17 protein-coding genes are annotated in these 22,728 nt (G+C 62.7%); 12 read left to right on the forward strand and 5 right to left on the reverse strand.

Annotated elements, in window-relative coordinates:
* Positions 1 to 116 precede the first annotated feature (116 nt).
* The 4 genes from AB4O05_RS04585 to hflK (AB4O05_RS04600) are packed head-to-tail and all read right to left on the reverse strand — an operon-like array spanning position 117 to position 5,952.
* Positions 117 to 2,003 carry a cation-translocating P-type ATPase gene (locus AB4O05_RS04585; RefSeq protein WP_460132685.1) on the reverse strand — a complete coding sequence of 629 codons (1,887 nt, stop codon included), beginning with the start codon at positions 2,001 to 2,003 and terminating at the stop codon, positions 117 to 119.
* Positions 2,000 to 3,034, reverse strand: coding sequence for a protease modulator HflK (gene hflK / locus AB4O05_RS04590; protein ID WP_460132663.1), 1,035 nt, complete (start codon positions 3,032 to 3,034; stop codon positions 2,000 to 2,002). The genes AB4O05_RS04585 and hflK (AB4O05_RS04590) overlap by 4 nt, the downstream gene beginning before the upstream one ends.
* Positions 3,031 to 4,011 carry a protease modulator HflC gene (gene hflC, locus AB4O05_RS04595; protein WP_460137673.1) on the reverse strand — a complete coding sequence of 327 codons (981 nt, stop codon included), beginning with the start codon at positions 4,009 to 4,011 and terminating at the stop codon, positions 3,031 to 3,033. The genes hflK (AB4O05_RS04590) and hflC overlap by 4 nt, the downstream gene beginning before the upstream one ends.
* A gap of 9 nt (positions 4,012 to 4,020) precedes the next feature.
* On the reverse strand, positions 4,021 to 5,952 hold the full coding sequence (gene hflK, locus AB4O05_RS04600; protein ID WP_460132661.1) for a protease modulator HflK: 1,932 nt from the start codon (positions 5,950 to 5,952) through the stop codon (positions 4,021 to 4,023).
* Positions 5,953 to 6,228: 276 nt separating this feature from the next.
* Between hflK (AB4O05_RS04600) and AB4O05_RS04605 the strand changes: the two genes are divergently transcribed.
* From AB4O05_RS04605 to AB4O05_RS04645, 9 genes are all read left to right on the forward strand, one after another.
* Positions 6,229 to 6,852 carry a CDP-alcohol phosphatidyltransferase family protein gene (locus AB4O05_RS04605; protein ID WP_460132660.1) on the forward strand — a complete coding sequence of 208 codons (624 nt, stop codon included), beginning with the start codon at positions 6,229 to 6,231 and terminating at the stop codon, positions 6,850 to 6,852.
* Positions 6,853 to 6,862: 10 nt separating this feature from the next.
* Positions 6,863 to 8,617: a bifunctional alpha/beta hydrolase/class I SAM-dependent methyltransferase gene (locus tag AB4O05_RS04610; protein WP_460132659.1), complete on the forward strand. Its 1,755-nt coding sequence runs from the start codon at positions 6,863 to 6,865 to the stop codon at positions 8,615 to 8,617.
* A gap of 2 nt (positions 8,618 to 8,619) precedes the next feature.
* Positions 8,620 to 9,918, forward strand: a complete 1,299-nt coding sequence (locus AB4O05_RS04615; protein ID WP_460132657.1) for a phosphatase PAP2/dual specificity phosphatase family protein — start codon at positions 8,620 to 8,622, stop codon at positions 9,916 to 9,918.
* The gene (locus AB4O05_RS04620) at positions 9,908 to 10,351 is read left to right on the forward strand and encodes a hypothetical protein (RefSeq protein WP_460132655.1); all 444 of its coding nucleotides are present in this window, start codon (positions 9,908 to 9,910) and stop codon (positions 10,349 to 10,351) included. Before AB4O05_RS04615 ends, AB4O05_RS04620 begins: the two co-directional genes overlap by 11 nt.
* Before the next feature lie 9 nt (positions 10,352 to 10,360).
* A complete protein-coding gene (locus AB4O05_RS04625; protein ID WP_460132654.1) occupies positions 10,361 to 10,981 on the forward strand; it encodes a lysophospholipid acyltransferase family protein in 621 nt (206 codons plus the stop codon).
* Between the two features lies 1 nt (position 10,982).
* Entirely contained in the window at positions 10,983 to 11,915 is a 933-nt protein-coding gene (locus AB4O05_RS04630; protein ID WP_017528659.1) for a phosphatidate cytidylyltransferase, read from the forward strand.
* 163 nt (positions 11,916 to 12,078) lie between these two features.
* A complete protein-coding gene (locus AB4O05_RS04635; RefSeq protein WP_460132652.1) occupies positions 12,079 to 12,543 on the forward strand; it encodes a helix-turn-helix domain-containing protein in 465 nt (154 codons plus the stop codon).
* On the forward strand, positions 12,534 to 13,121 hold the full coding sequence (locus AB4O05_RS04640) for a mobile mystery protein B (RefSeq protein WP_460132650.1): 588 nt from the start codon (positions 12,534 to 12,536) through the stop codon (positions 13,119 to 13,121). The genes AB4O05_RS04635 and AB4O05_RS04640 overlap by 10 nt, the downstream gene beginning before the upstream one ends.
* Positions 13,122 to 13,268, forward strand: a complete 147-nt coding sequence (locus AB4O05_RS04645; protein ID WP_460132648.1) for a hypothetical protein — start codon at positions 13,122 to 13,124, stop codon at positions 13,266 to 13,268. It abuts the gene before it with no gap.
* A 10-nt stretch (positions 13,269 to 13,278) separates the two neighbouring features.
* On the opposite strand, the gene AB4O05_RS04650 is transcribed toward AB4O05_RS04645, so the two are convergent.
* Complete coding sequence (locus AB4O05_RS04650) at positions 13,279 to 13,752, reverse strand: Lrp/AsnC family transcriptional regulator (RefSeq protein ID WP_460137671.1); 474 nt, start codon at positions 13,750 to 13,752, stop codon at positions 13,279 to 13,281.
* Between the two features lie 136 nt (positions 13,753 to 13,888).
* Here AB4O05_RS04650 and AB4O05_RS04655 point away from each other — a divergent pair, with 136 nt between their 5' ends.
* From AB4O05_RS04655 to pbpC, 3 genes are all read left to right on the forward strand, one after another.
* A complete protein-coding gene (locus AB4O05_RS04655; RefSeq protein ID WP_460132646.1) occupies positions 13,889 to 14,518 on the forward strand; it encodes a LysE family translocator in 630 nt (209 codons plus the stop codon).
* A 77-nt stretch (positions 14,519 to 14,595) separates the two neighbouring features.
* Positions 14,596 to 20,406 carry an alpha-2-macroglobulin gene (locus tag AB4O05_RS04660; protein WP_460132645.1) on the forward strand — a complete coding sequence of 1,937 codons (5,811 nt, stop codon included), beginning with the start codon at positions 14,596 to 14,598 and terminating at the stop codon, positions 20,404 to 20,406.
* Positions 20,387 to 22,684 carry a penicillin-binding protein 1C gene (gene pbpC / locus AB4O05_RS04665; protein WP_460132643.1) on the forward strand — a complete coding sequence of 766 codons (2,298 nt, stop codon included), beginning with the start codon at positions 20,387 to 20,389 and terminating at the stop codon, positions 22,682 to 22,684. Before AB4O05_RS04660 ends, pbpC begins: the two co-directional genes overlap by 20 nt.
* The last annotated feature ends 44 nt before the right edge of the window (positions 22,685 to 22,728 follow it).

Genomic DNA, 22,728 nt, shown 5'->3' on the forward strand with positions numbered 1-22,728 from the left:
GTCGTAGTCCTCATGATCGGTAGTGGCGTCGGTCTGAACGGAGTGTTCAGTCTCGACACACCACTAGAGTGAGGCCCCCCGCCGGCGTTACAGCCCTCGGCAAATATTTCTGAACATTATTCGTCGAGCTTCAACAGCGGCTCCTGGAAGCGCAGTAAACGCCCGGCGTTACCCAGCACCAGCAAGGTGCTGACGTTGTGCAACACCGCCGCAATCATGGCACCTGCCGCGCCCAACCAGCCAAACGCCGCGAACACCACAATCGCCAGCGTCCAGCCCAGGCCAATGATCACATTGACCTGCAAGGTCTGCCGGCACTGGCGACTCAAGCGCACACAGGTGCCCAAGCGGCGCAGGTCGCTGCCAATCAACACCACGTCCGCCGAGGCCAAGGCGATATCCGCGCCGCCCGCGCCCATGGCCACGCCGACCACGCCGGCCTTGAGCGCCAGGGAGTCGTTGATCCCATCGCCCACCACCATCGGCCGGAAACCGCTGCTGATTTCCCCGAGCACGCGGTTGAGCTTGTCCTCGGGCAAGGCCTGGGCGGCGACATCGCTGATCCCCACGTCCAGGGCCAGGCTATCGGCCACGCTTTGACGGTCGCCGGTCAGCAACAACTGGCGGCCCAGGCCCAGCTCGCGCAGTTCTTGCAGGGCTTGGCGGGCCTCCGGTTTGACGCTGTCGGCCAGCAGCAGCCAGGCGAGGAAGTGCCCGTTCAGCGCCAGCCCGGCTATCGGGCCGTCATGGGTGGGGACGGTGCGGGTAGCAATCCCCAGTTGCGCGAACAATTCCGGCCGCCCCAGTGCAGCTTCGCCCTGGTCGGTCTGCGCTACCACGCCCAGGCCCTGGCGTTCGCGGATGTCGGTCAACACCAGCATTTGTTCCTGAGTCGCCAACCCGGCCAACGCGCGACTGACCGGGTGGCTGCTGGTCGAGCCAAGGCTGGCCGCCAGGTTCAGCAGCGCCTGGCGATCGGTAAAGGCGGTTTCGATGGACTGCAGGCGCAAGGTGCCAAAGGTCAGGGTGCCGGTCTTGTCGACCACCAGCGAGGTCAAGTCCGCCAGTTCTTCGAGGAACGCCGAGCTGCGAATCAGAATCCCATGGCGCGCCGCCACGGCGATCCCGGCAATCGCCGTGGCCGGTGCCGACAGCACCAGCGCACACGGGCACGCCGCTACCAGCACGGCGAGCATCGCCTGCGCATCGTTGGTGACAAACCAGGTGACCGCCGCCAGCAACAGCACCAGCACCATGTAGCTGCCGGCATAGCGCTCCAGCAGCCGCGTGATCGGTGGTTTGGAGCGCTCGGCGTTCTGCATCAGCGCGATCACTTTGCCCAGGGTCGATTCGTTGCCCGTGCGGGTCACCTCAAGACGCAACAGGCCGTCGAGGTTGATCGCCCCGCCAAACACCTGCACGCCAGCGCTGGCTTCCAACGGCACCGATTCACCGGTAATCGGCGCCGTATCCAGGCTCGCCTGGCCCGACAACACCACGCCATCCGCCGGCACCCGGTCACCGGCGCGCACTTCGACGATATCGCCCGTGTTCAATGTGCCGTTGTCCACCTCGACAATGCTGCCATCGGCCTGCACCAACCGCGCATGGCTGCGGGTCAGTTTGCCCAGGGCGTGGATCGCTTCCTGGGAACCGATCACGCTGCGTTCTTCCAGTACATGGCCAAAGATCATGATGATCGGCAGCAGCGCGGCGGTCAGTAAATCACCGGTGGCCCAGGCACCGAGCATGGCCAGGGCGATCAGTTGGTCAGTGATGCCATGCAGGCTGGGGAAACGCAGGCTGTACCAGGCCGAGCGCATCACCGGTACGGCCACCAGCAGCGAGGCTACGCCGAGCAGCAACTGGCTGACACCGCTCTGATCCGGTGCCCGCCAGCGCCACACCAGGCCCAGCACGAGCAGGCCGAGCGCCAGCATGGCCAGGGTCAATTGCCGAGCGGCGCTGCGCTGCTCGGCGGAGGTCAGCATGGGTGCGCTCATTGTTCGGCTCCCTGGAGGATCAAGCGGGAGTCGTCTTTAGGATCGACCGTGGTCACGGAGCCGGCCTGGCCGAGGATCTTCGGCAGGCGCTCGCGGTACAGGCGCAACAGCAAGCCTGGGTCCTTCACCTGGGCCAGGCTGGCCACCGTGGCGGTTTGCGCCTGGGCATTGGCCAGGCGTTCACTGGCCTGGGCGTGGGCCACCTGCACCAGGCGATCGGCCTGTTGGCTGGCGGTCTGGGTGAGTTTTTCCGCGTCGGTGCGGGCGTTGGCCACGGCTTTGTCAGCCTGTTGGCTGGCGGTGAGCACGGCGTTGAACGCATTCACCGCCGGGCTCGGCAGGCTCGATTGCACATCCACGCGGGTGACTTCGATGCCCAGGCCCACGCCGTTGGAGCTCAGCTGCGCCAGGCGTTTATTGATGCCTTGCACCAGGTCACCGCGCAACCGCTCACGGCGCTCGGCGGCGCCGTTGTCGGTGCCGATCAGCTCGGGGCGCGCCACCAGGATCGTGTCCAGGTCGCGCGCCGCGGCAAGGGCCACGGTGCTGCGGGTGACCAGGCGATCCAGGGCCGGCAGTACATGCTCGCCCTGCAACACAAAGGCATACGGTTCGGTGACCTTGTAGAACACCCGCACATCCAGCTGCACCACCCCGGCGTCTCCCGTCAGCAGGTAACCGGAACCGGCCAGCGCATCGCTCAGCGGCGTGGCGAAACTGGCCACGCGGTCGGCCTGGATGGCCGCATCCGAACGCAACAGGTTCTCCACCCGGCGCTCGATCACCCGGTCGGCCGCGGGCAACAGCACCACCTGCTCGAACGGTTGCGGCCAGGCCACTAACAGCCCGGCATTCTGAATACGATCAAGGGCGCCGAAGTGCAGCACCACCGCCCGGTTTTGCGGGTCGATCTGGCGCACATTGGAAAACGCCCAAGCCAATGCCGCCAACACCGTCACCGCGTACAGCGCCAGGAACGTCAGGCGCCCGGCCTGGATCCACGGGCTGTCCGGGCTGTCACGCTCGGTCATGGCTGGACGTCCTTCGGCCCATCCACCAGCGCGCGGAACGGCGCCGCATCGGTACGCAGGATGATCCTGGTGCCCGGCGTCACCACCGTGCCCAACGTATCCAACGAGCGCAGCAGGTTGTACAGCTGCGGATTACCGGCGTAGGCCCGCCCGTAAATCTGCGCCGCTTCGACCCGCGATTGCGCTTCGATATCGGCGGCTTTCACCGTGGCGTCGGCCTGCACGATGCGCGCATCACGCTCGGCGGCGGAACGGATCTGCGCCGCCTCGCGCTTGCCCACGGCCGTGCGCTCGGTGGCGATGGTTTCACGCTCGGCCCGCATGCGATCGACGGTGGCGGTGAGGGTCACCGACGGCAGTGTCAGGCGCTCGATACCCACTTGAGCCACGCGCACCCCGTAGGTGGTGAGCAATTGTTGATCAATCTGCTGGCGCAGCTGCGCTTCGAAATCGGCGATGCGCACCTGGCTGGCGTCGGTGTTGACCAGGCTGGACAGGTCAAAGCTGGCCGCCGTGGTTTCCAGCGCCGAGCCGACAAACGTGCGAATCTGCCGCGCCGCTTCGTCCGGCTGGTTCTGCACCGCGCGCATAAAGCGCTGCACATTATCGGCATCGCCCTGCACCTGCCACGCCACATAGGCTTGCACGATGATGCGCAGGCCATCACGGGTGCCCACATCCTGCAAACCGCTGGAGGTGGTGCGCAGACGCAGGTCCACCGGGATCGCCGCTTCGAACGGGGCCGGCCAGCGCCAGCCCAGGCCAGGCTCCAGCAATACCCGCGACGGGTTGCCGAACCGCGTAATCACCGTGGCTTCACCGGAACGCACCTGCACCAGGCTGGCCGCCGCCACTGCAAACAGCACCAGCAATACCGCCCAGGCCATGCGCCGCCAAGGGAAGGGGCCTGCGGCGTGTTCATCACCGTGATGGTGATGGTGGTGATGACCGTGATCGTGAGAATGAGCGCTCAACAGACAGACTCCTTATTGAACGGCTTTACGCGGCACCGAAGGATCGGCCGGCAAGGTAAAAGAACGCAGATCGATCGTCGGTGCGCCATCGGCACCCAGGCGATGATCCAGAATCAGCAGTTTGGCGTGGGCCAGGCCCTGGCTGAGTTGGCCGAGGTACTGTTCCAGCACGAAGGCTTGGCCCGCGCTGGCGTAGGCCTTTTGTTCGGCCGCAAAGCGCAGGCTCGCCGCTTGGGCACCGGCATTCACTTCCCGTGCGGTGGCCAAGGCATGGTCGCGGGCGGTGCTGGCTTGCAGCAAGGCCTGGTTGGTGTGCTCGCTGGCGGCGCCGCGTTCGCGGGAGATCAGGGCCTGGGCGCCGATCTGCGCGGCTTGCACGCCGTGGTAGGCATTGGCGGCACCGGCGGGCGGGTGGATGGCCTCTACCACGGTGGCGAGGATTTCCACGCCGCTGTCGAGTTTTTGCAGATCGGCCTGCACGGCGCGGCCGATTTCATCTGCGAGACGGGTGCGCTGTTCGCCGAGCAACTCGTCGAGGGTGCGCGAGGCAAAGTCGTGCACCAGGATACGACTGGCGGTGCTGCGAATCAGGGTCGGCACATCCGCACTGTGATAGGTGGCGGCCAGCGCGGCCTGGTCGGTCAGGCCGATGCGGTAGACGAAGCGCACATCCATATTGACGATCTGGAAGCCCTGCTTGTCGCCACTGCTGCTGGCGATCACCTGGGATTTGTCATTCACGTGGCTGGCGTCCCACAGGCGGTTGGCGATGGCGGGCGGCGGGCCTTCGGCGGGGGCCAGCTCAGGCGCGGCGGCTTCACTGATGCTGGTGGCCAGTTCATGCACCACGCCGTTTTCCACGCTTATCACGCGACCCAGCGGCCACGGCAACCCGGCATGCAGCCCCGGGCCGAACACCTGCACCGGTTTGCCGAAGCGCTCATAAATCCCACGACCTTGCAGAGGCACTTCATGCACGCCGGTCAGCGCCCATCCCACGGCCAGCACCACCAGCAGCACCGGCACAAAGGCGCGGCGCATGTAGGTAAACGCCCAGATCTGGCGCAGGTCGATGCCGAAACGGTTATGCAATTCGTGCTGCAACGCCAGCAAGGGTTGGGGCGGCCAGCGCAGCAAGCCGGCGATGAAACTCTGGGCCATCAGGCGCGGTTCAAGACGGGGTTGGCGGGGACTGAACAGCGACAGCACGGCGCGGAGTAAAAACTCCACGGCGACCAACGCCGGCAACAGGCCGATCAGCACCGCCAGGCGCAACGGCCACACCGATTCGGCACCGGCGAACAGCAGGCAAATGGCACTGACCACCAGGCAAGCAATCGCTACCCGGCTCAATTGCGCCAGTTGCGAAGCTTCCGGCCATTGCGCGGCGGTTCCCTGGGCCAGGCGCCGCTCGAACACCAGCAAACCAAAGGCCAGCGCCAACGCCAACGCCGCGCCGATACTGGCGGATTGGCCTAAAGCCGCAGCCGGCAACCCCAGGTTCCAGAATTCGATAATGCTGAGCAGCGCCAGCAGCGACCAGCCCGAGAGCCACAACACCGGTATGCCGATCTGCGCCAGCAAGCCGCTGCCCAATCGCCCGAGCAGGCGCGCATACCAACCGGTGTCTTCAGCCGGCGGCGCAATCAATTCCAATGCCGGCTCTTCCAACTCCAACGCCTGGGCACGCCAATCGGCTACCCACCACGCCGATTGCAAACCGGCCACCAGCACCAGCAACGCCGATGCGCAGTTGATCAACACCACCGGCCAGATCGACAGCGGCGCAAACAGGGCGACAAACAGCGCCAACACCCAAGCGCCGACGCCCAGCACCGTCAGGCTGATACCGGCCTGGCGCAGCCGGCGGGCATGGAATAGCCCCTGCTGAAAACGCGGAAGGCCTTCCACCGAAGCGGCCTCATCTGCTAGATCCACACGCATCCCAACACGCCCACTTACACACAATTCGTTACGATATAACACGCGGCGTGAAATTTTTGTTCGTTAAACACCGTCTTTAAGCAGGCCACCGATCCCTGCATGTGCTGGCTGATCAACCGTCATCGCAGGCAAGCAGATCCCACATTTGCCCCTCAGTGCTCTCCAGATCGTGACTAACCCCCCATAAACACGCGCCATCACTGGTGCAACCCGAGGTTAATCGGCACACTCCAGAGCAGTTTTTCGCGGGCTCACGGACAAGGAAGCGTCACCCTCATGATTTCGATCTATCAGCTCAAACCGCGTTTTCAAAACCTGCTGCGCCCTCTCGTGCAGCGTCTCTACGACAACGGCACCACCGCCAACCAGATCACGGTACTGGCCGGTGTGGTTTCGCTGCTGGTCGGCCTGCTGATTGCCAGCTTCGCCCAGCACTTGTGGCTGTTTGCGCTGATCCCGCTGTGGATGATTGTGCGCATGGCCCTCAACGCCATCGATGGCATGCTCGCCCGGGAATTCGGCCAGCAGTCGCGCTTGGGCGCCTACCTTAATGAACTGTGCGACGTGATCGCCGACAGCGCGCTGATCCTGCCGTTTGCACTGATCCCTGGCGTGAGCCAGGCGCCGGTGCTGCTGGTGGCGCTGCTCGCGGTATTCAGCGAATACGCCGGCGTGCTCGGCCCCATGGTCGGCGCTTCGCGGCGCTACGACGGGCCGATGGGCAAGAGCGATCGCGCTTTTGTACTCGGCGTGCTGGCCACCGGCGTCGCGCTGGGCTGGCTCGGTGCCGGTTGGGTCGACACGGTGATGTGGCTGGTCGCCGCCCTGCTCGCTTACACCTTGGTCAACCGGGTGCGTCAGGGTCTCAAAGAAGAACAATCCATTACCCCTTCTGCATAAGGATTTTGCGATGCGCGAACAGCAACAGCACACCTTCAGTACCCATGATGGCGTCGAGCTTTTCTATCGGCACTGGCCGGCCACCGCCTCAGCGGACGGCGAGCCACGCCAGGCGATCGTGCTGTTCCATCGCGGCCACGAGCATTCGGGGCGCATCGCCCACCTGGTCGATGAACTGAACCTGCCGCACTTTGACTTCTTCGCCTGGGACGCGCGCGGCCACGGCCAATCCCCCGGCGAACGCGGCGACAGCCCCAGCTTCGCCACCAGCGCCCGTGACGTGCAGACCTTCTGTGACCATATCGGCGCGACTTATGGCATCGAGGAAGAAAACTTCGCGGTGATCGCGCAAAGCGTTGGCGCGGTGATCGCGGCCACCTGGGTGCACGATTACGCGCCAAAAATCCGCGCGTTGGTGCTGGCGTCGCCAGCGTTCAAGGTCAAGCTGTACGTACCGTTCGCCCGCACGGGCCTGGCGCTGATGCGCAGGTTTCGCGGCAACTTTTTCGTCAACAGCTACGTCAAGGCCAAGTTCCTCAGCCATGACCAGGAGCGCGTGGCGTCCTACGACAGCGACCCGCTGATCACCAAGGCGATTTCGGTAAATGTGCTGCTGGGCCTGTACGAAGCAGCCGATCGGGTTGTAGCCGATGCCCAGGCGATCCAGGTACCGACCCAATTGCTCGTCTCCGGCTCAGACTTCGTGGTGCACCGCAAACCCCAGCAGCAATTCTTCGACCGCCTCGGCAGCCTGAAAAAAGAACTGCACATCCTCCCTGGTTTCTTCCATGACACCCTCGGTGAACGCGACCGCGCCGTGGCCGTTAGCAGCGCCCGGCGTTTTATCCTGCAGAACTTCGCGCACCCGCTGGATCGCGCCTCACTGCTGGACGCCGACAAACTGGGCGCCACTTGCGCCGAGTCCGAATCCCTCGCCGCGCCGCTGCCGCGCAACTCCCTGCGCGATCTGTACTGGCGCATGACCCGCGCCAGCATGGGCCTGGGCAAGAACCTGTCGGACGGTGTAAAGCTGGGCTTCGACACCGGTTTCGACTCCGGCAGTACCCTCGACTACGTGTACCGCAACACGCCCACCGGCAAGGGCGGGCTGGGGCGGATGATCGACACCAACTACCTCAACTCCATCGGCTGGCGCGGCATTCGTCAGCGCAAGCTGAACGTCGAAGAACTGCTGCGCCTGGCCATGGCCAAGTTGCGTGCGGATGATCGAGAAGTGCGTATCGTCGACATCGCCGCCGGCCACGGGCGTTACATCCTCGAAGCCTTGCAGGGCGTGTCGCCGCTGCCGGAATCGATCCTGCTGCGCGACTACAGTGATATCAACGTGCGCGACGGCGCTGCGCTGATCCGCGAAAAAGGCCTGGGGGATGTCGCCCAGTTCGTCAAAGGCGATGCGTTTGATCGCGCGGACCTGGCTGCGCTGGAGCCAAAGCCGACCTTGGCGGTGGTGTCCGGGTTGTATGAATTGTTTGCCGATAACGGCATGGTCGGCGGTTCGTTGGCAGGCCTGGCCGAAGCCGTCGAACCCGGCGGTTACCTGGTGTACACCGGCCAGCCTTGGCACCCGCAGCTGGAGCTGATCGCCCGCGCCCTCACCAGCCATCGCCAAGGCCAGGCCTGGGTGATGCGCCGACGCAGCCAGGCAGAGATGGACCAACTGGTGGAAGCCGCCGGGTTCCGCAAGATCACCCAGCGTGTGGATGAGTGGGGCATCTTTACCGTGTCCCTGGCACAGAAGATCTGAGCATGCGCGAACCCGGCTTATTGAAACCGGCAGTCCTGTGGCTGCTGCTGTTGGCGCCGCTGTTTTTCGGCACCTACGGCTTTGCCACCTGGGTCACCAGCCAGCGCGTCGACGTGGGTACGCTGGTGTTCGGCTGGGAAACCCATATGCCGTTCCTGGCCTGGACCATCGTGCCCTACTGGTCCATCGACCTGCTCTACGGTTTCTCCCTGCTGCTGCCCAGCACGCGGCATGAACTCAAGCAACATGCGCTGCGCCTGCTGAGTGCGCAGTTGATTGCGGTGAGCTGCTTCCTGATCTGGCCGCTGCGTTTCACCTTCGAGCGGCCAGCGCTGGATGGTGTATTCGGCTGGCTGTTTGCGGTGCTGGCAGGCTTCGACAAGCCGTTCAACCAGGCGCCGTCGCTGCACATCGCATTGCTGGTGATTCTATGGGTCATGTACCAACGGCATACCCAGGGCGTGTGGCGTTGGGTGGTGCATGGCTGGTTCGCGCTGATCGGGGTTTCGGTGCTGACCACTTATCAACATCACTTTATTGACTTACCCACAGGCGCCCTTGCCGGTTGGCTGTGCGTATGGTTGTGGCCGGTGGAACATCCGAGCCCATTACTGAATGCGCGTCTGACGCAGGACCCCAAGCGCTGGCGGCTGGGTATGCGCTATGGCCTGGGCACGCTGGCACTGGCCGTCCCGGCCTTTACCTTGGGCGGGTGGTGGTTGTGGCTGCTATGGCCGGCGGTTTCCCTCGGGTTGATCACGGCAAATTACTGCGCAGTGGGTGCGGTGGGCTTTCAGAAGCGCGCCGATGGCCAGCTCACCCCCGCCGCGCGCTGGCTGTACGCGCCTTATCTGGCGGCCGCATGGGTCAACTCGCGGCTATGGACACGCAAGCATCCCCAGGCGGATCAGATTGTGGATAACGTGTGGCTGGGGCGCGTTCCCACAACGAGCGAGTTGGGTTCATTCAAGGCCATCGTCGACCTGTGCGCCGAATTGCCGATTAATCCACAGGGCCGCGCCTATCAATGCGTTCCCGTTCTGGACCTGACCACACCGACCGCCACCGAATGCCTGCGCGCCGCAGAAGCCATCGAACGTCTGCGCTCCAGCGGCCCGTTGCTGGTGTGTTGCGCCCTTGGCTACTCGCGCAGCGCCACCGCTGTCGCCGCCTGGCTCTTGCACAACGGACGCGCCGCGACCGTGGAGGATGCACTGACTATTATTCGTACAGCGCGTACCGATGTGGTCCTGCACCCCGCTCACCGCAAAGCACTGGAGGGTCTAGCCCATGCCCGCTGATATGGAACTCCAAGTGGTCGCCAGCCTGCTGCGCCGTGGTCGTTCTCTGGATCAGTTATCCACAGGCCTGACCTTGCTCGGCGTGTTGTTCGGCCTTGCTCAGCTGTTGATGGTAAGTGTCGCACCGATCTGCCTGCTGCTCAGCCTGTGGATGATTATCCTCGGACTGTTGCAAAAGTACTGGGCGCTGCGCGTGGCTTTCGATGCCGACCTGTTCACCCTGCTGGCCCGTGACACCGAACGCACCGCAGACCTCGACCAGGCTCTGCACACCCTCGGCCTGCAATCGCCCAAGCGCGCAGGCCGGCCCTGGAGCGAGCGCCGTCGCGGCGCCCTTAAACTGTTGCGCAAACAAGCCTGGCTGCTGGGCGCGCAAGCGCTGCTGACCCTGGGCGTGATCCTCGCCAGCCCTTGGCTGCCTTTCGCCGGATAAGGAATCCCCATGTTCGAACCCGTGGTTGCCACGCTGATTACCTCCATGGCCCGTACCGTCACCGGCGCCCGCAGCCTGTGGCTCGGTTGCGCGCCAGTACCGGTGCAACGCATCTACTTCGCCAACCACAGCAGCCACGGCGACTTCGTGCTGCTGTGGGCCTCGCTGCCGCAAAACCTGCGCAAATTCACGCGCCCGGTGGCCGGCAGCGATTACTGGAACAAAAGTGCATTGCGCCGCTACATCATCAACCGCGTGTTCAATGGCGTGCTGATCGACCGCGAGCGCAAGGAGCCTGTGGATAACCCCTTGCTACCGATGCTGGCAGCCCTGGAAGGTGGCGATTCGCTGATCATCTTCCCCGAAGGCACGCGCAATCTTGAAGACGGCTTGCTGCCGTTCAAAAGTGGCTTGTATCACTTGGCGAAAAGTTACCCACAGGCCGAGCTGATCCCCGTGTGGATAGCCAACCTGAATCGCGTCATGCCCAAGGGCCGCGTATTGCCGTTGCCCCTGCTGTGCACCACCAGCTTCGGCGCACCGCTGCAACTGGAAGATGGCGAAGACAAGGCGCTGTTCCTTGCGCGCACCCGCGATGCCCTGCTCGCCCTCGCCCCGGAGCATTCCTGACATGGATAGCCAAACCCTGATGTTGTTCGGCGGGATCGGCGCGATCCTGGTGCTCGCCTCGCTGATCGGCCTGATCCTCAAACTGCGCACCCGCGGCACACCGAACGCGGTGATCGACAACCTCAACGCCCGCATCAACGCCTGGTGGGTCATGGTGGTGGTGATCGGCATCGCCTTCTGGCTCGGCACCGGTGCAGTGATCCTGCTGTTCTACGCGGTGTCGTTCTACGCCCTGCGCGAATTCCTCACCCTCACCCCGACCCGGCGCAGCGACTACCCGGCGCTGGTGGCCGCGTTCTACCTGGCGCTACCGCTGCAATACCTGCTGATCTATTCCGATTGGTACGGGTTGTTCTCGATCTTTATCCCCGTGTATGTGTTTTTGCTGCTGCCCATCCTTGCCTCGCTGGGCGGCGACAGCACGCACTTCCTGGAACGCGCCTCGAAGGTGCAATGGGGGCTGATGATCGCAGTGTTCTGCGTGTCCTTCGTCCCGGCTTTGTTAACGTTGGACATCCCCGGCTACGAAGGCCGCAACCTGCTGCTGATCGCCTACCTGGTGATCGTGGTGCAGCTGTCGGACGTGCTGCAGTACGTGTGCGGCAAGCTGTTCGGCAAACACAAGATCGCACCCAACCTGTCACCGTCGAAAACCGTGGAAGGCTTTGTCGGCGGGATTTTGCTGTCATCCCTGATCGGCGCGGCGCTGTGGTGGACCACGCCGTTCAACCCGTGGCAGTCGTTTTTGATTGCGCTGTTGATCAACCTGCTGGGGTTTGCCGGTGGGATTGTGATGTCGGCGATCAAGCGTGATCGGGGGGTTAAAGACTGGGGCCATATGATCGAAGGGCACGGCGGTATGCTGGATCGGCTGGACTCGGTGTGTTTTGCGGCGCCGATTTTCTTTCACCTGGTGCGGTACTGGTGGACCTAAGCTTCCTGAAACGTTAACAACCTGAATTCATTTGTAAGCCTATCGGCAAACAGAATCATGTATTTTGTTAGCTTATAGGCTTATTTTTTATATTTTTTGTACGCCTATAGGCTAATATTTATTCCTATATTGATAGCCTATAAGCTTACAAAGGTCTTTTATCATGAATAAATCCACCCTCTACAAGCTGCGCCTCTCTCAAGTAGAGCGCGCTATTGAACCTTTTAATGCCGTTAAAGGCGCCCCCGTACCGCCAGGCGGTTGGCTGCGGTCTATCAGAGAATCGTTAGGTCGCTCATTAAAAGCCCAAGCCGAAATGGCGGGCGTCTCTTCAGTCACCTTGACCAAGTCCGAGCGCTCCGAGGCTGAAGATCGAATATCGCTGGCACAGCTGAGAAAACTGGCGGCAGCACTGGACTGTGAACTCGTCTACGGCCTTGTCCCCAAAAAGCCTCTGCATGAAGTCATCCAAGACCGCGCCGAACTCATGGCCAAGCAAGAAATCCTAGGCGTCACACATTCCATGAGCCTCGAAGATCAACGCCCCTCTGATGCCTTCATCGAACGTCAGATTGATGAACGCCGCAGAGAACTGCTCGACGGTTCATGGACACGTCTATGGCAATAGAACTGGAACTTAAACCAGGCCAAACCCCGCTCGACCCCGACGAAGTCGCTGGCCTAAAACCGAGACACATCGCCACCCAAGGCGAATTGGATGAGTGGGAGGCGCAAAACATCCTCAAAGCCTCACGTTGGGTGGCTCGGCAAAAAAAGCTGGATGTGCTGAACGATCATTTCTGCCGTGAACTCCACGTGAAAATGTTCGACGACACTTGGAAATGGGCCGGCACTTTCCGCAAATCCGATAAGAATATTGGTTGTGACTGGATGCAGATTGCCGTCAACTTGCGTCAGTTGCTCGACAACATGGCTTATTGGCTGGAGCACAACGTCTTCCCGCCAGAAGAGGTTGCCGTGCGCTTTCATCATCGACTTGTTTGGCTACACGCCTTCCCAAATGGCAACGGTAGACATGCTCGCCTCATGACCGACTGCCTGCTGAGGCAATGTGGTCTTGCTCCCTTCTCCTGGGGCCGCGCTAACTTGGTGACCGCGAACGAAGTTCGTCAACGCTACATCCAGGCGCTTCGCGCTGCCGACGCCAATGAATACGCTCCGCTGTTGGCGTTCGTGCGCAGCTGAGTGCTGATTGAGGATGCCCTGGCCTATGCCTCCGACCTGCTGCACTGCGCCGAGCAGTTACTCGACTCCCGGCAGGCTGCCGGCCATCTGGTCGAGATGGCCAAGGTCATGGTGGACCGCTCGCTGGACCGCATGAACCCGCAATAGCCCTATACATTTATTCTGGTAGATGCCCCAGCGGCAACGCCCCTGGGGTTTTCACCGTCTGAATCGCAAAATTGCTGCGAATATCCCTTACCCCCGGCAGCTTCAACAAACTGCCGGTGACAAACCGCTCATACCCGCGCAGATCCGGCACCACCACCTGCAACAGAAAATCCGACTCTCCCGACACCAGGAACGCCGAGATCACTTCCGGCAACGCGGTCACCGCCTTGCGAAAGGCATTCGCTTCGGTGTCGTTATGCCGCTCCACCTTCACCCCCACGAACACCATCATCCCCAGCCCCACTTCATCGCGGTCCAGGGTCGCCTGGTAGCCGCGTATCACCCCGGCGTCTTCGAGCAGGCGAACACGGCGCAGGCAGGGTGACGCGGACAGGCCGATTTCGTCAGCCAGTTGCACATTGCTCAGACGGCCATCCCGTTGCAGGGCTTCAAGGATCTTTCGGTCAAACGCATCGAGTTTCAGATTTGGCATAAGTGAACGGCCAGCAGCGTACAAAATGGCAGGAAGTACCAACCATAGACGATTTTCCGAGTTATTACGCAAGCACCTGCCCTGCCCTCTGGACCTAGAATGGGCCCACACATCATGGGGGTGAGATATGACGCAACTCTGGTTGTTTTTGATGGCGCTGTCGGTGGCGTATCTGTTGCCGGGGCCGGACATGATCCTGCTGCTGCAAACCGGCGCGCGCCAGGGCAAGGCCTTGGCGCTGACCACCGCGATCGGTTTGGGCATCGCCCGGGCATGCCATGTGGCGGTGGCGGGGCTGGGCCTGGCGACCTTATTCAAGGTGGCGCCTTGGACCTTCGATGTGGTGCGCCTGGGGGGCGCGGCCTATCTGCTGTGGCTGGGCGTTCAGTGCCTGCGCGCGACGATGCTGCCCAACCTTGATCCGGCACAAGGCGCCCCTTCAACAAGAGCCTGGCGCACGGCCCTTCAACGCGGCCTGCTGACCAACCTGCTCAACCCCAAGGCGCTGTTGTTCTGTTCGGTATTGCTACCACAGTTCATCAGCCCACAAACCGGTTCGGTGGCGGCGCAGTTCGCCTTGCTGGGCATGATCCTGGTGGGCGTGGGTTTTATCTTCGACTGCGGCTATGCCCTGGCCGGTGCGCGTATGGGCCAGTGGCTGGCGCGCAATCGCTCGGCACAGCGTATTCAGCAGTGGTTATTCGGCAGCCTTTTGATCGGTTTTGCGGTGCGTCTCACTTTTGTGCAACACGCCTAGCAATACAGCGTATCGACGACATTTCTTGTAGCAAAGACGCGTGTAAGATACGCCGCACTTAGCCAGGGATGCTCACCATGTTCGATTCGCTCAAAGCCATCAGCCGTCGTGTTGTCGGTGTGTTTCTGACCGTGGTGGGGGCCGTTTTCGGTCAATGGCAGCCGCCGCAATGGCTGCGCGCCGTCGGCCGTGGCGTGGCGAACCTGGGGGGTAAAGCCCGCGCCTACCCGCGCCAGACCGGTGCCGGTGTGCTCGGCCTCGTACTGCTCGCCGCAGCAGGTTTCTACGGCTGGCACTGGTATTCCAACCTGCCGCAGCCGCACACCGCGAGTTATTCACTGCATAAACCGAACCTGACCGACTACACCCAGCCAACGCCGGTTGTGGATAACTTGCAGGTGCGTTTCGGCGAATCCGTGGCGCCATTGGCGGCCATCGGCAAACCGGTGACCGAGGGCATTACCCTCAAACCCGAGGTTGCAGGCACCTGGCGCTGGGCGGATGACCGCAGCCTGATGTTCGTACCGGAAAAAGACTGGCCCATCGACACCCATTACACCCTCGACCTGGCAAAGAAAAACCTGCTGGCCGACGGCGTATTGCTCGACCAATACAGCGCGCAATTTTCCACCCAACCGTTCCGCGCCACCCTGGCCCAGAACGAGCTGTACCAGGACCCGTCCAATCCGACGCTGAAACAGCTGGTGGCGACCTTCCATTTTTCCCACCCGGTAGATGAAGACAACCTACGCAAACGCGTAACAGTCACCCTCGGCAAAGGCTTGGCCTACCGTGACGCCCAGTTGCCCAACCGTCCGGAAATCACCTTCGACGAGAAAAAACTCAACGCCTACGTACGCTCCGCCGCCCTGGCCACGCCGCTGGAAAGTACCCCGGTCAGCGCCAAACTCGATGAAGGCATCAAGGCGCGTGACGGCGGCAACGCCAGCACCGCACCATTGGTGGCGGAAGTCACCGTGCCTGGTCGCTATCGCCTGACCTTTACCGGCGCCGAAGTCAGTTTTGTCGACAACGAGCGCGGCGAGCCCGAGCCGGTGCTGATGTTCAGCAGCTCCAGCGCCGTGGCCGATGAGACCATCGCCGGTAAGGTGCAAGCCTGGCTGTTGCCGGAAAAAGCCCAGGACGATACCCGCCCCTATAACACCAACGAAATCGACGACGCCTTGCTGGCCCGCAGCACCAAGGTCACGCTGACCCACGTGCCCAGCGTCGAACCGCTGAACACCCTGCATGCCTTCAAGTTCAAGGCCCCGGCCGGCCGCGCGCTATATGTGCGCGTACCCGCCAACCTGGAGGCCATCGGCGGCTATCTGGCGAAGAATCCTACGGCCTCGCTGGTGAGCATGCCGGCGTATCCGCGCACGCTGCAGTTCTTGTCTGACGGCGCATTGCTCAGCCTCAATGGCGAAAAACGCCTGGGTTTCATGGCCCGTGGCGTGCCCGGTGCCCATGTGGAAATCGCCCGCCTGTTACCCAACCAGTTGCAACATCTGGTGGACCAGAGCAGCGGCAGCTTTGCCCGGCCGAACTTCGGCAACGAATACTTCGATCGCATGGTTGAGCGTCAGACGTTGGACATCCCGCTGTCGTCCAATGACCCGGCCAAAACCGTCTATGACAACGTAGACCTGAGCCACTACCTCACTGCCAACGGTGGCCGGCGCGGTATTTTTGTGCTCAAGCTCAGCCCGCAGGATGAACCGGCCGAACGCACATTCGACTACAACCGCAGCAGTACCAGCGACCTGCGTTTTATCGTAGTGACCGACCTCGGCATCATCGCCAAGCGTTCCAGTGATGGCAGCCACGATGTGTATGTGCAGTCCATCGGCAACGGCTCACCCGTGGCCGATGCACAGGTCGACATCATTGGTCGTAACGGTCTGCCGGTAAGCAGTGGGCATACCGACGGCGAAGGCCACGTGCATTTCGCCAAGCTGGACGAACTGCGCCGTGAGAAAACGCCGCTGATGTATGTGGTCAGCCGCGGCAATGACCAGTCGTTCCTGCCGATTGCCCGTCAGTCCCAACAGCTGGATCTGTCGCGCTTCGACGTAGGCGGTTTGGAAGAAGACGGCGCGATTGATCGCCTCAGTGCCTACCTGTTTACCGACCGTGGCCTGTACCGGCCCGGCGAAACCGCGCACTTGGGCATGATCGTGCGCAGCGGCAACTGGAAAGGCGCCTTGCAGGGCCTGCCGGTGGAGCTGCAAATCACTGACCCACGTGGCCTGGAAGTGATTCGTCAACCGCTGAAATTGTCGGCCAGCGGTTTTGAAACCTTTGATTTCCCCAGCAGCGAAGTCAGCCCCGCCGGGGAGTACACCGCAACCTTGCAACTGATTGGCCAGAAGCAGACCCGCACCGACCTGGGCAGTGTCAGCTTCAAGGTCCGCGACTTCGAGCCGGACCGCATGAAAGTCAGCCTGAGCCTGCACGACACACCGGTGCAGGGCTGGATTGCCCCGGACCAGGTGGTGGCCAAAGTTACCGCGATGCACCTGTTCGGCGCCCCGGCGGCCGGCCGTCGCGTGACTGCGAAGATGGCCCTGAGCCCGACGCTCGCGGCCTTCGAGCGCTACCCCGATTACCGCTTCCGTCTCAACGACGCCCTGGAAGACGCCAGCACTGAAGACCTGGCCGAAACCACTGTCGACGACAACGGCCAGGCCGTACTCGACCTCAACCTGCAACGTTTTGCCAACAGCACCTATCGCCTGCAAGTGATGGCCCAGGTGTACGAGGCCGAAGGCGGGCGTAACGTGGCCGCGCAAAGTGCGTTGCTGGTGTCGTCCGCGCCCTACCTGGTAGGTGTGAAAAGTCAGGATTCGCTGTCGTATGTTGCCAAGGACGCCCCGCGCCAGGTGCACTGGCTGGCTGTCGCGCCGGACCTGACGCCGCTGGCGGTGGACGGCCTGACCAGCGAAGTGGTCGAGCACCGCTATGTGTCGGTGCTGGTGAAGCAGTCCAACGGCACCTACAAGTACGAGTCGCGCATCAAGAACATCAGCCAACCGGCCTCACCGCTGGTGATGACCAAGGACGGCGCCAAGCAGAGCCTGAACACCGCTACGCCGGGGGATTTCACCCTGCAACTGAAGGACGCCAACGGCAACCTGCTCAACCAGATCGACTACAGCGTGGCCGGACGCGGCAATACTTCGCGCTCTCTGGAACGCAACGCCGAATTGCAACTGCGCCTGGATAAACGCAGCTACGCCACCGGTGACGAGATCGCCATCAGCATCCGCGCGCCGTACACCGGCGCGGGCTTGATCACCATCGAGCGCGACAAGGTCTACACCCAACAGTGGTTCAAGGCTGACAGCACCAACAGCGTGCAACATATCCGCGTGCCTGCGGGGCTTGAAGGCAATGCCTACGTCAACGTGCAGTTTGTGCGCGACATCGGCTCGTCCGAGGTCTATATGAGCCCGCTGTCCTACGGCGTGGTGCCATTCAGCATCAACCTGGATGCGCGGCGCATGGCGCTGAAGGTCGACGGCCCGGCGAAGATCGAACCGGGGCAGACCCTGGATATCAAGGTCAACGCCGACCGACCGGGCCGTGCCGTGGTGTACGCAGTGGACGAAGGCATCCTGCAGGTGGCGCGTTACCAGACACCGGACCCGTTGGGCTTCTTCTTCCAGAAGCGCGCGTTGGAGGTGGGTACCAGTCAGATCCTTGACCTGATCCTGCCGGAATTTTCCCGTCTGCTCAGTGGGGCGGCGCCTGGTGGCGATACGGAAGGCGCCTTGGCCAACCACCTCAACCCGTTCAAGCGTAAACATCAGCCGCCAGTGGCCTGGTGGTCCGGGTTGGTGGATTTGCCGGCCGGTGAAACCGTGCTGCATTACCAGGTGCCGGACAGCTTCAATGGCAAGTTGCACCTGTTTGCCGTGGCGGTGGATACCGACAGCGTGGGCGTCAGCGAGGCGACTACCGACGTGCGTGGGCCGATTGTGATCACGCCCAACGTACCGGCCTTCGTCGCACCTGGGGATGTGTTCAATGTCAGCGCCGGGGTGTTCAGTAACCTCGACGCGGCGGCCGATGTGAAGTTTGAAGTGCAAACCAGCGCCGGCCTTGTGGTGCAGGGCGACAAGGGCAGCACCCTGTCGCTGCAACCGCGCAAGGAAGGTACCGCCGAGTTCAAGATCAAGGTCGGTGAAACCCTCGGTTCGGCGGACCTGCGATTTGTCGCGGTACTGCCGGGTGGCAAGCGCATCCAGGTGGCAGAAACCACCTCGATCCGCCCACTGAGCGAACATCGCGTCGCCCTGAGCCTGGGCCGTTTCGACAGCGCCAGCAAAGAGCTCAAGCCAACGCGCGAACTGTTCAGCCAGCTGCGTGATGTGCAATTGGGCGTAGCCGCTTCACCGCTGGTATGGGCCAACGGCCTCAAGCATTACCTGGATGACTACGGCTACGCGTGCACCGAGCAATTGGTGTCCAAGGCCATGCCGGCGTTGATCTGGGGCGGCACCGCACCCGAGGCCGAACAAGCCTTCGGCAGCGCGGCGCGCATGCTGCGCCAACGCCAGAACCAGGCCGGCGGTTTCGGTTTGTGGGCGGCCAACCCGGACGTGGCGCCGTACGCCAGCCTGTACGCCACCGACTTCCTGATCGAAGCCAAGGAGCGCGGGCTGCCGGTACCGGAAGATCTGCTGGTGCGCGCCAATACGTATCTGACAGACCTGGCCAACGGCCCGAGCGAAGGCCTGTCGGAATTGCGCAACCGTGCCTATGCCAGTTACCTGCTGAGCCGTCAGGGGATTCTGGTCAGCGGTGCCTTGAGCGATATTCGCGAACGCTACGAAAGCTACTTCAAGGACAGTTGGCAGAACGACCTGGGCGCCGCTTACCTGGCCGCCAGTTACAAGCTGCTCAAGCAGGATCGCCAGGCCGATACCCTGTTCCGCAAAATCCCTTGGCGTTCGCTTGTGGATAAGTGGGACAGCGACGGCCTGTACTACGACCCGCTGGTACACGATGCCGAACACTTGCACCTGTTGGCGCGCCATTTCCCTGAACTGATGGACGAGGTGCCCACGGCGCTGCTGGATAAGCTCGGCAAGCGTCTCAACGAGCAACGCTACAACTCGCTGTCGGCGGCCCTGTTGCTGCGCGCCCTGGACAATTATGGCCAGCGTGCGCAAAGCGACATGACCCTCAAGGCCACCGCCTGGCTGGGCGACAAACAGCAACAACTGCTGGAAATGGCCGGCCAGCCGCCGCGTGCCGCCGTGCCGAACGCCACGCAAAAGCTGGTGATGGAAAAATCCGACGGCCCAGCGGCGTTCTACATGCTCAGCGAAGCCGGGTTTGATAAAGGCGCCAAGCTCAAGGCCATCAATCACGGCCTGGAGATCATTCACGAGTACCTCGACCTCAAAGGCGAGCCGGTAAGCAAAGTCGCGGTGGGCGATGAGTTCCTGGTGCGCCTGCGTCTGCGCGCTACCGACCGTGATCAAGTGCAGCAAGTGGCGGTCGTCGACCTGCTGCCCGGTGGTGTCGAGCCTGTGTATAACTTGCCGCCGGAGCCGGAGCCGCAAACCGACAGCAGCGAGGAAAGCGAAGGCGAGGACTCCGAGTACGTGGAAGCCAGCGAAGAAGACGCCGACACCTGGCAAGCGCCCATCGGTGAAACCGAGCTGAGCAACTGGCAGCCGGACTACGTAGATGTGCGTGATGACCGCGTGGTGCTGTACGGCACCGCATTGCGCGATGTAGGCACTTTCGTATACCGCGTGCGCGCTACCAACGCAGGGACGTTCAATACGCCACCGGCCTACGCCGAAGGCATGTACGAAACCACCCTGCAAGGACGCGGCAAAGTAGGCCAGCTTGAAATTACCAAGCCTTAAACGCCTGACGCCGCTATTGGCGGCGGGGGCGATACTGGTGGGGCTGCGTCTGTGGCCCCATGCCCCACTGGAACAGGCCGTCACCTCCTCCAGGGTGGTGCTGGCTGACGATGGCTCGCTGTTGCGCATGACCCTCGCGGATGACGGCCAATACCGCCTGTGGCTGCCGCTGGAGCGGATTTCCCCGTCATTGGTCGAAGCGCTATTGCTCAAGGAAGACCGCAATTTCTACTGGCACCCGGGGATCAATCCCCCGGCATTGTTGCGCGCGGCCATGGCCACCTACAGCGGTGGCCAGCGCCAGGGCGGCTCGACCTTGAGCATGCAACTGGCGCGACGCCTATGGGACCTGAATACCCGCCAGATCCCCGGCAAGTTGCAGCAGATGGCGTTGGCGTTGTGGCTGGAGGCACGCTACAGCAAGCACGACATTCTTGAGGCCTACCTGAACCTGGCGCCCATGGGTGGCAATATCGAAGGTGCCGAGGCCGCCAGCCGCATCTACTTTGGCAAGGCGGCGGCGCAGTTGTCGTTGTCCGAAGCCTTGGCGCTGGCGGTGATCCCGCAACAGCCTGGCCGACGAGCACGTTTCGGGCCCTCGCTGCAAAACGCGCGGCAGCGCTTGATGAATGATTGGCGCGAGACTTATCCACAAGACCCGCGCAACGACAGTTTGCTGGACTTGCCCCTCGAAGCACGTAACCGCCAGCAGATTCCGTTCCTGGCGCCCCACCTGAGTGAACAACTGCTGGCGTCCCAGGCCGGCAACGAACTCAACAGCACCCTTAACCTGCCCTTGCAGCAATTGCTCGAACGCCTGATCACCGGCTTTGTTGCCGAGCGGCGCAGCACCGGTGTGGAAAACGCCACGGCGATCCTGATCGACAGCCGCGATCAGAGCGTCAAGGCCCTGGTGGGTTCGGCGGATTACTTATCCACAGGCATCCACGGGCAAGTGAACGGTGTGCTGTCGCGCCGTTCGCCGGGCTCGACGCTCAAGCCGTTTCTCTACGGGTTAGCGCTGGACCAGGGGGTGATCCACCCCATGAGCATCCTCAAGGACTTGCCCAGCAACTTCGGCTACTTCCAGCCGGAAAATTTCGACGGCAGTTTTGTCGGACCGCTGACAGCACGCGACGCATTGATCCGTAGTCGCAATATCCCGGCGGTGTGGCTGGCCAGCCAGGTTAAATCGCCTTCGCTGTATGGGTTGCTGCAACGCGCCGGTATCAAGGGCCTGCGCGACGAAAGCCACTACGGCCTGGCCCTGGCACTTGGCGGCGGCGAGATGACTCCGGAGGAGCTGGCGCGGCTGTATGTGATGCTGGCGGGCGACGGGCACCTGCGGCCATTGCGTTATCTACAGGAACAACCGCCCTCCACCGGCGCGCAACTGCTCACGCCCCAGGCGGCGTTTATGGTGCGCGACATGCTGCGCCGTAACCCGCGCCCGGATGGCCTGCCCGCCCGGCATTGGCGCGTCGCATGGAAAACCGGCACCTCGTGGGGCTTTCACGATGCGTGGAGCGCCGGCCTCGTCGGCCCCTATGTGCTGGTGGTGTGGGTGGGTAACTTCGACGGTCGGCCGAACCCGGCATTTATCGGCGCCAAGACCGCCGCGCCGCTGTTCTTCCGCATCGCCGACGCCCTGCCGCTGGCCTTACCCAACGTCGCGATCAAGGCCGACAAGCCGCCCGCCGGGCTGGTACGCATCGAGGTCTGCGCGGCTTCCGGCGAACTGCCGAACCGCTGGTGCCCGCAAACGCGCAAGACCTGGTATATCCCCGGAGTCTCACCAATTCGCGTGTCCAACCTGCACCGCCCGGTGCTGATCGACACCCGAACCGGCAAGGCCGCATGCCCGCCGTACGATGCGCAGTACACCCGCGAAGAAGTGTTCGAATTCTGGCCCAGCGACGTACAACGCCTGTACCGAGCGGCCGGTCTGCCCCGCCGCACACCGCCCAATGTGATGAAAAACTGCCAGCCCAACCGCATCAGCGATCAGAGCGAAGCACCGCAGATTCGCTCACCGCTGACTCAGGTGAGCTACCAGCTACGCCTGTCCCAGCCGCAGGAAAGCATCCCGCTGAACGCCAACGCGGCCAGCGATGCGGCAACCCTGTACTGGTTCGCCGACCAGACATTGATCGGCCAGGGCCCGCCGCAAACCACGCTGAACTGGCGGCCGGGCAAATCGGGGGAGTATCGGTTGCGGGTCAGTGATGATCAGGGACGCAGTGCGAGTCGGGGGTTGAAGGTGGAGTTTGTACCGTGATCAGCCTAGAGGAGTGAGTCAGCGAAAAACGCGTGGCGAGCGGG

It is taken from the genome of Pseudomonas sp. S1_G07 (assembly GCF_054668565.1).

Excerpts from the sequence above, each read along its gene's own strand:
- AB4O05_RS04630 (WP_017528659.1), top strand. The coding sequence starts at position 10,983 with ATGGATAGCCAAACCCTGATGTTGTTCGGCGGGATCGGCGCGATCCTG.
- AB4O05_RS04605 (WP_460132660.1), top strand. The coding sequence starts at position 6,229 with ATGATTTCGATCTATCAGCTCAAACCGCGTTTTCAAAACCTGCTGCGC.
- AB4O05_RS04585 (WP_460132685.1), bottom strand. The coding sequence starts at position 2,003 with ATGAGCGCACCCATGCTGACCTCCGCCGAGCAGCGCAGCGCCGCTCGG.
- AB4O05_RS04615 (WP_460132657.1), top strand. The coding sequence starts at position 8,620 with ATGCGCGAACCCGGCTTATTGAAACCGGCAGTCCTGTGGCTGCTGCTG.
- AB4O05_RS04640 (WP_460132650.1), top strand. The coding sequence starts at position 12,534 with ATGGCAATAGAACTGGAACTTAAACCAGGCCAAACCCCGCTCGACCCC.
- AB4O05_RS04660 (WP_460132645.1), top strand. The coding sequence starts at position 14,596 with ATGTTCGATTCGCTCAAAGCCATCAGCCGTCGTGTTGTCGGTGTGTTT.
- AB4O05_RS04625 (WP_460132654.1), top strand. The coding sequence starts at position 10,361 with ATGTTCGAACCCGTGGTTGCCACGCTGATTACCTCCATGGCCCGTACC.
- AB4O05_RS04655 (WP_460132646.1), top strand. The coding sequence starts at position 13,889 with ATGACGCAACTCTGGTTGTTTTTGATGGCGCTGTCGGTGGCGTATCTG.
- hflK (WP_460132663.1), bottom strand. The coding sequence starts at position 3,034 with ATGACCGAGCGTGACAGCCCGGACAGCCCGTGGATCCAGGCCGGGCGC.
- AB4O05_RS04610 (WP_460132659.1), top strand. The coding sequence starts at position 6,863 with ATGCGCGAACAGCAACAGCACACCTTCAGTACCCATGATGGCGTCGAG.
- hflK (WP_460132661.1), bottom strand. The coding sequence starts at position 5,952 with ATGCGTGTGGATCTAGCAGATGAGGCCGCTTCGGTGGAAGGCCTTCCG.
- AB4O05_RS04620 (WP_460132655.1), top strand. The coding sequence starts at position 9,908 with ATGCCCGCTGATATGGAACTCCAAGTGGTCGCCAGCCTGCTGCGCCGT.
- AB4O05_RS04635 (WP_460132652.1), top strand. The coding sequence starts at position 12,079 with ATGAATAAATCCACCCTCTACAAGCTGCGCCTCTCTCAAGTAGAGCGC.